The organism is Rhizobium sp. P2_G2 (assembly GCF_056403555.1).
The window spans coordinates 1-9437 of record NZ_JBFUFF010000161.1; the positions used below are offsets into that span (position 1 = coordinate 1).

At 54.4% G+C, this 9437-nt stretch carries 5 protein-coding genes and 1 pseudogene; 4 read left to right on the forward strand and 2 right to left on the reverse strand.

The features are described 5' to 3' along the window. Window positions 1-231, forward strand: a 231-nt coding sequence (locus AC1D06_RS40090) for an integrase core domain-containing protein (protein ID WP_477991059.1), incomplete at its 5' end; no start/stop codon positions are given. A 167-nt stretch (window positions 232-398) separates the two neighbouring features. Here the strand turns inward: AC1D06_RS40090 and AC1D06_RS40095 are convergent. Both AC1D06_RS40095 and rfbB read right to left on the reverse strand, forming a co-directional pair. After that, a pseudogene (locus AC1D06_RS40095) lies at window positions 399-545 on the reverse strand (sugar phosphate nucleotidyltransferase); the annotation flags it as partial. A 76-nt stretch (window positions 546-621) separates the two neighbouring features. Continuing rightward, entirely contained in the window at window positions 622-1677 is a 1056-nt protein-coding gene (gene rfbB, locus AC1D06_RS40100) for a dTDP-glucose 4,6-dehydratase (protein ID WP_477991060.1), read from the reverse strand. A 729-nt stretch (window positions 1678-2406) separates the two neighbouring features. Here rfbB and AC1D06_RS40105 point away from each other — a divergent pair. The 3 genes from AC1D06_RS40105 to AC1D06_RS40115 form a co-directional block, all read left to right on the forward strand. After that, a complete protein-coding gene (locus AC1D06_RS40105) occupies window positions 2407-5643 on the forward strand; it encodes a hypothetical protein (RefSeq protein ID WP_477991061.1) in 3237 nt (1078 codons plus the stop codon). Then, on the forward strand, window positions 5640-7178 hold the full coding sequence (locus tag AC1D06_RS40110; protein WP_477991062.1) for a hypothetical protein: 1539 nt from the start codon (window positions 5640-5642) through the stop codon (window positions 7176-7178). Before AC1D06_RS40105 ends, AC1D06_RS40110 begins: the two co-directional genes overlap by 4 nt. Window positions 7179-7183: 5 nt before the next feature. Continuing rightward, the coding region (locus AC1D06_RS40115) for a glycosyltransferase family protein (RefSeq protein WP_477991063.1) at window positions 7184-9437 on the forward strand (2254 nt) is incomplete at its 3' end.

The window sequence follows — 9437 nt, forward strand, 5'->3', positions numbered from 1 at the left end:
TTCTTCGGCCTCGATCACGCCCGAAGCGCTATTGCCGAATGGATCGAAGACTACAACCAATTCCGGCCACACTCATCGCTCGGATATCTGACCCCGGCGGATTACGCCGGGACCCTCGCCGCAACCGGCTCCAACGCTGCGCAAGATGAAAGCTTCGCGTTTCCGCCGGTTGCTACCACCGCGCCAAGTGGCGTATCCAGAACCGCCGAGGCTCTAATCGCCACTGGATGAAAGTTCAGTGGCAGGTCAAGACAAGTAACGAAGGGCGAGCGCGTCTGCACGGACCAGCCACTCTCGCAAACGACTGACAATATCGTCTCAGGTTTGGGGCGAGTCGCAATGTTTTGTGATCGAAGGATCTTTTCCGGCAAATTCTCGGCTAACCGCCAAGGCTATCTGATATCGCGAATGCCTGCCAGCATCAGCGTCGTCAGCGGATAATAGATCATCGGCTTGTCATAGACGGGCATGAGCTGCTTGGAGACCGCCATGGTGATCGGATAGAGCCGTGTGCCCGAGCCGCCCGCGAGAATGATACCCTTCATGTTCTTTTTTCTCCAATATCGCCGATCAGCGATGTGACGACCCGACTCTAGGGCCGGCCAGAGCAATCTACCAAGCTCAGTTCCGCTTCAATACGCCGAGGCGTTCACCGGAATAGACGCTCTCGCGCAGCGGACGCCACCACCATTCATTCTCAAGATACCAACGCACTGTGTTCTCGATGCCGCTGTCGAAGTCTTCGCGCGCCTTCCAACCAAGCTCGGACTCGAGCTTAGTCGCATCGATCGCATAGCGTGCGTCATGACCTGGGCGATCGGTGACATAGCTGATCAACTCGGCATGCGGTCGCGCTTTCGGTGTGAGTTCGTCGAGCAATTCGCAGATCCGCAGCACCACATCGATATTGCGGCGCTCATTGCGCCCGCCGACATTGTATTTTTCGCCGAGCCGCCCTCGGGCCGCAATCAGGTCGAGCGCGCGGGCATGGTCCTCGACATAGAGCCAGTCGCGAATATTGGCGCCGCGCCCATAGACCGGCAGCGTCTTTCCTTCGAGCGCATTGAGGATGGTGAGTGGGATCAGCTTTTCGGGAAAGTGGAATGGACCGTAATTGTTGGAGCAGTTCGATACGATCACCGGCAGGCCGTAGGTCCGCTGCCAGGCGATTGCCAGATGATCGCTCGCAGCCTTTGAGGCGGAGTAGGGCGAGGACGGATCATAGGGCGTGACCTCGTGGAACAGTCCGTCGTCACCGAGCGAGCCGTAGACCTCATCGGTGGAAACGTGCAGGAAGCGGAACGCCTGTTTCTCCATTTCCGGCAGCCCGCCCCAGTAGTGGCGAGCCGCTTCGAGCAGATTGAATGTGCCGATGACATTGGTCTCGATGAATTCACCCGCGCCGCTGATCGAGCGGTCGACATGGCTCTCGGCGGCCAGATGCATGATCCGGTCCGGCCGGAATGTCTCGATCGCTTCGGCCATTTTCGCCCGGTCGCAGATGTCAGCCTTGAGGAAGTGGTAGTTCGGCGCGTTTTCGATGACTTTCAGGGACGCGAGATTGCCGGCATRGGTGAGCTTATCGACATTGAGCACTTCGGCGCCTGCATCGCGCACGAGATGGCGAACCAGCGCCGACCCGATGAAGCCGGCACCGCCGGTGACCAGAATGCGCATGTCAGATCTTCTCCATGGAGGGCAGATAGCGAGGCGCCCAGGGTAAGTCCGTAAGTTTTTGGCTGACGCTTATCCTTGTCGTGCAGCCCGCAAACTGTTTCTTTCTTGACCGCCGACAAGGATTGATTTTCTTGCACGACAATGACGTCCGCGCCATTGTCGCGAAACCAGGCATCCTCAGCAATATCGGGAAAATAGCAGCACGCGTCGCCAGTACGAGTTGGGACAGCCATGACCATTTCGGACAGTTCCAATGCCTTGCGATGCATCCACTCTCTCCGGCTGACGCCGACCTGCAACCCGGTCCGATATAGAACTGCATATTGGGGCGGCTGTTTGTATGCAAGAGATTTTGCAGATTTGCCGTTCGCCCGGTTGGTCGCAAATCCTTCCTAGGTATCGATCTGTCAGGAAACTACATCATAAAAATGGCTGGTCAAATATATGTTGAATAACGTTATTTTCCATCCTGCTCGGCGCGATTTATTTGCTGTGGTTGTGTAGAGATGAGAGTGTCAGGCCGGAAATATTGGCGGCAGTGAGGTCGCATTCCACGCCCCTTTGCCGCAAGCGCAAAAAACTAGCCAAGGCTGATCTGCAGGCGGTTTCAAATCAATTGGGCCTATGTTCGATCAAAATTGCGCACCGCCCGATTGCTTTCGAGTACCCGCCTTGTTATGCAGGTGCCGTTCAACAGCAGCACAGCGCCCTCCAAAAAAGCAACTGAAGATGGCAAAGCGTTCGAAGAAAAAATCCTCTAAAATTGAGAAAAAAGATAATAATAATGCGAAAATTTCAAATTTTGTCAATGTAATAAAAAATGATAAGGAAGGTGAAGAGGGGAAGCCTGAAGGAACTGCCGTGAGCGAGTACGGCTTGATCTCGGGTTCGGAATTATTCAATCAAGAGTGGTATTTGGCTGCAAATGATGATGTAGATGATGTGGGCCCTGATCCCGTTGAGCACTATGTCAGGGAGGGCGGTCATGAGGGGCGACCTACGAGTTTGTCCTTCCACTCGGCTGGCTATTTTGCGTTCAATGTCGACGTAGCCAGAGCTAATCTGAACCCGCTGCTCCACTACCTGACGACTGGAAAAGACGAAGGTCGGCGTGCCGTCTCATTCGAGGAGTTTTTTGAAGTTTTTGGCGGTGACGACTGGCGCGAGGCATTGTTCAGCGACGACAGCTGGCGCGAACTGCAGAAACTCGTCACCCAAGTTGCGAAGAGCCCGCTCTATAATCCCGAATGGTTCAAGAACGAGTATCCGAATTTGGTCGCCGACGGGACCAACCCGATCAAATATCTTGTTGCAAGCGAAATGTCGGAAATCGTCAGTCCCGGGCCGGATTTCAGTTCAGTAGGTTACCTGGAAGAGTATCCGGACGTTGCGGCCGCGCAGATTAATCCATTTTACCACTATCTGCTTTGGGGCGCTGCCGAAGGGCGCGAACCAGTCCGAATGCTGGAGTGGGCTAGCAGAACGGCCGAGGCGGGGTCCCGCGACGAGGGCAAGAAAGCTTTAGAAACGGTCAGCCCGGAAGAAGCGGAGGCACTCGCCGTGCTGAAATCTTCGCCGTTGTTTGATGCCGCCTGGTACATGACTCAATATAGCGACGTGGCTCGATCTGGGATTGATCCTGCTTTGCACTATTTGCGTCAGAGTGCGGCCGAGAGACGGAGACCAAGTGTTTATTTTGATCCTGAATTTTACATCGGTCAGAAGCCGGATGTTGTCGACTCGTCTGAAAATCCGCTGCTGCATTATCTGAAGAACGGGCGCGCGGCCGGATTGAAGCCGCTCGCTCTTATGGAATTTACGCCGCCATCGCGTAAACTATCTGCTCGAGCTGGCGATGCTGACCCCTTGGTGGCGGTCGGTGAAACATCAGTCGCGAAGCTCAAATGGGTACGCCATCGAGACATCGTGCCTGCTGCGGGAGAGAAATGTCTTGTTCTGGGGAGCGCATTTCTTGCCCGGATGCCTCAAGGCCAATCCAAGATCAAAATGGAGCCGCTTTGGGCATTCATGCGGCTGCTGCAGATCGAGCCCGTCTTTGCGCGATTGCGATCTGCCGACAATGGCCGAGAAAGTCCTGTGAAGGTGCTATTTGAAGTTGCGGCCTATCGAGGATTAGGGCCGGAGCTAAGAGGCGGTGCGGCGGCGCTATCCGACATCTGGTGTCCGGCTGACGGGAGTGTCCGAATTCGGGCTGGCGCTCATGACTCAGTCGGTAGCTCACAATTGAAGCCAATCGTGGTTCGAGCTTTCCAGGCAGACCTGTCTGACCCGACAAGGATTCGGCTGGTTGGGGAAGGGGTTGTCGGTTATGATCCGTCCTTCGTTGATCTTGCCCTTGACAATGCGTTTTCCCCTATCCTTTTGGCTGCGACAACACCCGAAGGAGTGTTGATTGAATTGGGTCTACTGCCATTTCCGTCGTTGGCTCGATGTGGCGCCCACAGTGGAGAGGTTCAGGCTCTTTCGGAGCGCCGCACCTTAGCTGAGGACTTCTGCGCACTGTCGGATAGCTTGATACGCGAGTTATTCGGATGGGATGAACGCGTGGATGCGCCCTCGGAGGTGGTTTCGTCTCTTAGATACAGAGTAGATGACGCACTGGGAACCGAGCAAATCTTCTCAGCGCCCGTGCGAGAATGGCTCCTTGCGATCTTCGGCGTGCGCGTTGAAAGCACGGTAGGCGAGACGGAAGGTGGCGCGTACCTGACATCTGTCCTCGCTTCGCAGGAAGGAGTTCGGTCGCCTTTGATAAAACGAAGCCGTGAACGATCTCAAGGCGCAGTTTTGAATTTGCCGGCCGATGCATTGCCAACGCTATCAGCTTTGGTGAGTAGAAGGATGAGCCGGCCGGCGGAAGGCGAAGGCCTGATCGGGCCGTATATCGTCGCGGACCGCGTGACGGGCCGAGCCAGATGGCTTGTCTCCGTGCCGGGTTGTCTACCGACATTATTTGACCTGCAGCCAGCGGCCGGTCCGGTCAGTTACCCAACGCTCGAAGCGCCAGGGGAGCAAGACAATTGTCTCGCCGTCAAGCAGACTCAGCTTCCACTTGCGATACAATTTCCTCTGGTCGCCAGCTCGAGTACGGCGGCACAACTCATGCCGAAGGCGCCGGACACCGCTGGCCCAATCTTGCGGACTCCTTGTGAACATCGTTCATCGCGTCCGATTACTGTGTTGCTGTTTGGTGCTGAAAAAGAGAGTTCTCGAAATGCCGTCATGGCCGTGGCTCGGCAAGCCTCGTCCGATATCGTCGATTTTGTTGCGATTTCGGCGGATGAGAGATTGCCGTGCAGCGGCGAACTGAAGGGCCAGTTTCCCGGCCGCTTTTTGACGATGACGGCAAGCGGAAATCCCGTGGTTGATATTGCTGCGGCGATGAAGAGAGCTGCAGGCGACGGCGTCCTTCTCCTCGACAGTTCGACGATTTTGCATGATCAGCGGACGCTCGAAACCCTTTCGATATTGCTGGCTCAAGAGAAAGTAGCGTCTGCGGGCTGCGGGATAGTCAGGGAGATCCAGATGCAGAAGGGCGGATCCCTGGTGCAGACGGAAGCTGCCGGTTATTTCCCGATTGCTGTATCCCTTGCGACCGCGCCGCGTCTCGTCCTTGGACAGCCGGACGTCTTTTCTGCACTGCCCAGTGCCACCTATCCGGTTATAGCCAACGATTTCGCTTGCGTGCTTGTGCGTCGTGAGATTCTGCTCGACTATGCAAGCGACGAGCGTCATCTGTTCGCCGGGCAGCATTTTCCCATGCAATTCGCTCTCGCGACTCTTCGTGATGGCTGGCGGCACCTGTGCACGACGGGCGTCAGAGCGACAGCGGCTGGGAACAAGCTCGATCCCGTGGAACTTGACCCGCTCGGCATTCATTTCGTCGAACCAAGTGACTGGGAAGTCTTGCTCAAAAACGTAACCTTGGTGCAGGAGTTGCGTTCATGAAGATCACCCTGGTCGTGTCGGGCGAAGATAATCTCGCAAGTGCCGGGGTTCGGATACGATACAACCGATTGATACCGAAACTGGAGAACGCAGGGCATGCAGTCTCTATTGTTTCGATAGGAGATCTGCAGAAGTCGGATAGTTTTGATAGCGACGCCTATCTGTTTTGCAAATGTCATGATGTTCGCAGCGTCGTTCTTGCCGGTATGATGCGGGCTAAGGGCGCACAGGTGGGAATCGATGTTTTCGATGATTACTTCAGTCAGGAGACGAACCCCCGCTTTGTCCATCTGCGAAACTGGCTACGGTCAATCGCTCCCAACCTGACGTTCGGTGTCTGCTCGACACCGCGAATGCAATCTCTGATGAGCCGCCTGATGCCGGGCTTGCCCAGTCACCTGATCAACGATCCCTTCGACAGCTTTGACGCGGACGCGATCCTTTCTGCCGTCGAAACGAGCGTCGAGCAGACATTGCGGACGCGTGTGATCAAAATCGGCTGGTTCGGAATGGGGGACAATCCGCATTTCCCGGTCGGGGTGCAGGATCTTCACGCGTTCGCGGCGGCACTCAGATCATGCCGCGAGTTCGGATTCGAACCAAATCTTTCCATACTGACCAATCGACGCGCTCTCAACGCAGATCGTTTGGAAATGATAGCGCGCCTTGGTTTCCCTTTTCGTATCGAGGAATGGGAAGAAGCCTTGGAGCGCAGGTTAGTTCGCGATTGCTTGTTCTGCTTTCTGCCGGTCAACGCTCAACCTTTTAGCATTGTGAAGTCCCTCAACCGGGCCGTGACTACGCTCAGTGGTGGCAGTCAGGTCCTGTCCATGGGGTTTCCTCTCTATTCCGACCTTGAACCTTTTATCTACCGGGATATTCGAGCGCTCCTCACAGACCTGGAGGCCCGCACGCCCGCATTGCGACGCGAAACGATCGGCCGTCTGGCTGAGCGTCTGGAATTGAAGGCAGACCCAGTTGTCGAGGCAAGTAGTCTGATGAAGTTCCTATCGAGTTTACCGCAGCTACAGGATGACAATGCGCCGTATTATGCTGTGGTACACGGGCGCCAGACAAACGGGGTGATTCACAAGCAAATTCAAAGTCTGGGACACTTATCGATCGCCAGCCCTTTCCAGTCAAATGCACTGGCGTTTGATTTGCGCTTGGCAAAGAGCGAACAAACGAAGGAGCCTGTCTTCCTGCTCACCCGAAAAGCGAAGCAGAAGCTGGTTAGGCCGTTGYAGGCCGAGCTCGATGATCCGGAGATGATTGGAAATGTGCAAGTTTGGAAATTGCCCATGAGCAGCTTGCCGAGGCGTTACAGCAAAAACCTATTTGGTCGGAAATCCAGTTCTGTCGCTGTTGATCTCGCGGAGTATAATGCGACAATGAGTGTCATGGTTAGGTTGGTTCGGCAGCTGTTTGGTAATATTCGCGTAGTGTTTTCTGAACTTGAGTCTCCGTATTGGTCAGTTGCATTTCCTGCGCTTGAGATGACCAATGACGATGATAAAAAACTCAAATCGGCCTGATCCCCATGTCCTGCATCATATTTCTTTTTAACCTGCTGCAAGACGTTAATATTATCCGACCTTTGGCATATCTGGCTCGCCGAGAGACGGATGCAGAAATCGTTTTCCTAATTTCGCACCGTTTTCTTGTTCGCGATCGCCAGAGAATTTGGCAACGAGAGCTCGCGCAGATACGCGCCGATATCGATGCGGGAATGCATTTGTTCGATACTGCGCTCGATGCATTCTCCATCATCCAGAACAGGCGCGGCATACTCGTTGCTGCCAGCGAATCCAATTTGTCCGGGCATGTGGACACCCATAACGTCTTCCGAGTCGCGCCGCCCGGATTTACAAAAATAACATTACAACATGGCTTTGAATGCATCGGGTTTCTGCAGAACCGGGAGCATATTATGGCGCACGGTCGCGACATAACATTTGCGGCCGACATATTGTGTGGGTGGTGCGAAGCACCAGTCCTGTCAACCATGCCCGCCTCGCAACGTTCCAAGCTTTATGTCACCGGACCTTCAACTGTTTTGCAGCGTTCGACCGTTAAACCCCGCAAAAAGAAGAGCTTGGGCGGCGGGCTTGTTTGTGAAAATCTCCATTCCGTTCGCCTGAAGGCCTCTGGTAATCACGGGGCGTCCTTCATGGACGTTTTTTTCCAGTTTTGTGATGAATTTCGCGCGTTCGGCTTGCCGTTGACCCTGAGACCGCACCCTGGCGGTCAGTATGTGTTGAAAAGCAATATAAAGCTCCCAGACAACGTCGCGATTAACAACCTTCCGATCTACAAAGCAGACCTCTCGTCATATCAATTTGGCATTTCAGCCCCGTCCACAGTGATACTCGACATGCTGCTCGCGGGCATCCCTACCGCTGTATGGCATGATGAAGACGAAGTGATGGACTATGGAAACTATCGTGGTCTTGCTGACATTTCCAATTTGCAGGACTGGTTGGTATTCGCAAGGGATGCGGTTATGCGCCGCGACGCAGTTCTTGCGCGACAGCAAACTTTTTTGAAGCAGCTCGGCATGCCTTTGGACCCGCAGGACGTGTACCATCGTTTTGCTAGGCTGCTTAATGCGCCGGAAATGGGTCCCCATATCGAAGTGTCATCTGAGGCTGAAGATAACGCACCACGACGTATACTTTTTATCGCAAACGGGATGATCCCGACATTGCAGCTATCGTTCTTGAAACCATTGGCTCCGCTCGAGGCAACAGGCAAGTTCGCAATCGATACAATTTTGGAAACTGAACTGCTCGAGAAATTTGGCGACGAGTTTCGAAGCGAAACCGCGGGCGCATGGCTCGCCGAGCGGATGGCGTTATTCAAACCGGATATTGTCGTATGCTGCCGCTACACTGGTCCACACGAGCAGGTTGTCACTGCGACGGCTGCCGCAATGAACGTCCCAGTCATCTTTCATGTTGATGACGATATTCTTAACATTCCCAGAGAGATTGGCTCCACGAAGTTTCGAAGGCACAATCGACCTGAACGGTTGCGGACAGCTGACCATATGCTGCGCAATTCCGACTTGATCTATTGCTCGACCGCCACCTTGAAAAGGCGGTTCCGCAAGCTTGGTTATTCGAGTTCGATTGTCGCAGGCGAACTGTACTGCGCAGCGACCATCATCAACAAAGCTGAATTGCGCCCTTTGAAAACCATAGGCTATATGGGATTTGATCACGCGCATGATTTCGAATTGGTTCTGCCGAGCCTGGTCGAGTTTCTCCAGCGCAATCCTACGATCAAATTTGAACTCTTCGGTTCGATTCCGTTACCGGCCTCTCTGCGGATTTTCGGCTCACGCATAGTCGTGCTTGATCCTGTGCCTGACTATGGGCAATTCCTGGCTGCCTTCGCGTCACGCAATTGGGATATCGGCCTTTGTCCTTTGGCAAAAACGCCTTTCAACAAGGTCAAAGCAAATACCAAATGGGTCGAATACAGTGCGGTCGGAGCGGCAGTCATCGCAACCGAGCAGATGATCTATAACGAGTGCTGTGCCGATGGCTGCGGCGTTCTGGTTGGAGACGACGGTTGGCTTGGCGCTCTGGAACATCTCGCGCATGATCCTGATGCACGCTTCCAAATGGTGAAGCGAGCGCAGACGCGTCTTCGACAGGCGTATACGCCGGATCATCTGCGCCGGCAGGTCCTGGACGTCTTCAGTCGAGCGCGCGATTTAAAGATTAATCACGCGAATGGGACAGGTTTCGAACTTAAGGGAGCAAGGCAATATTGGTCCTCCTGGACAG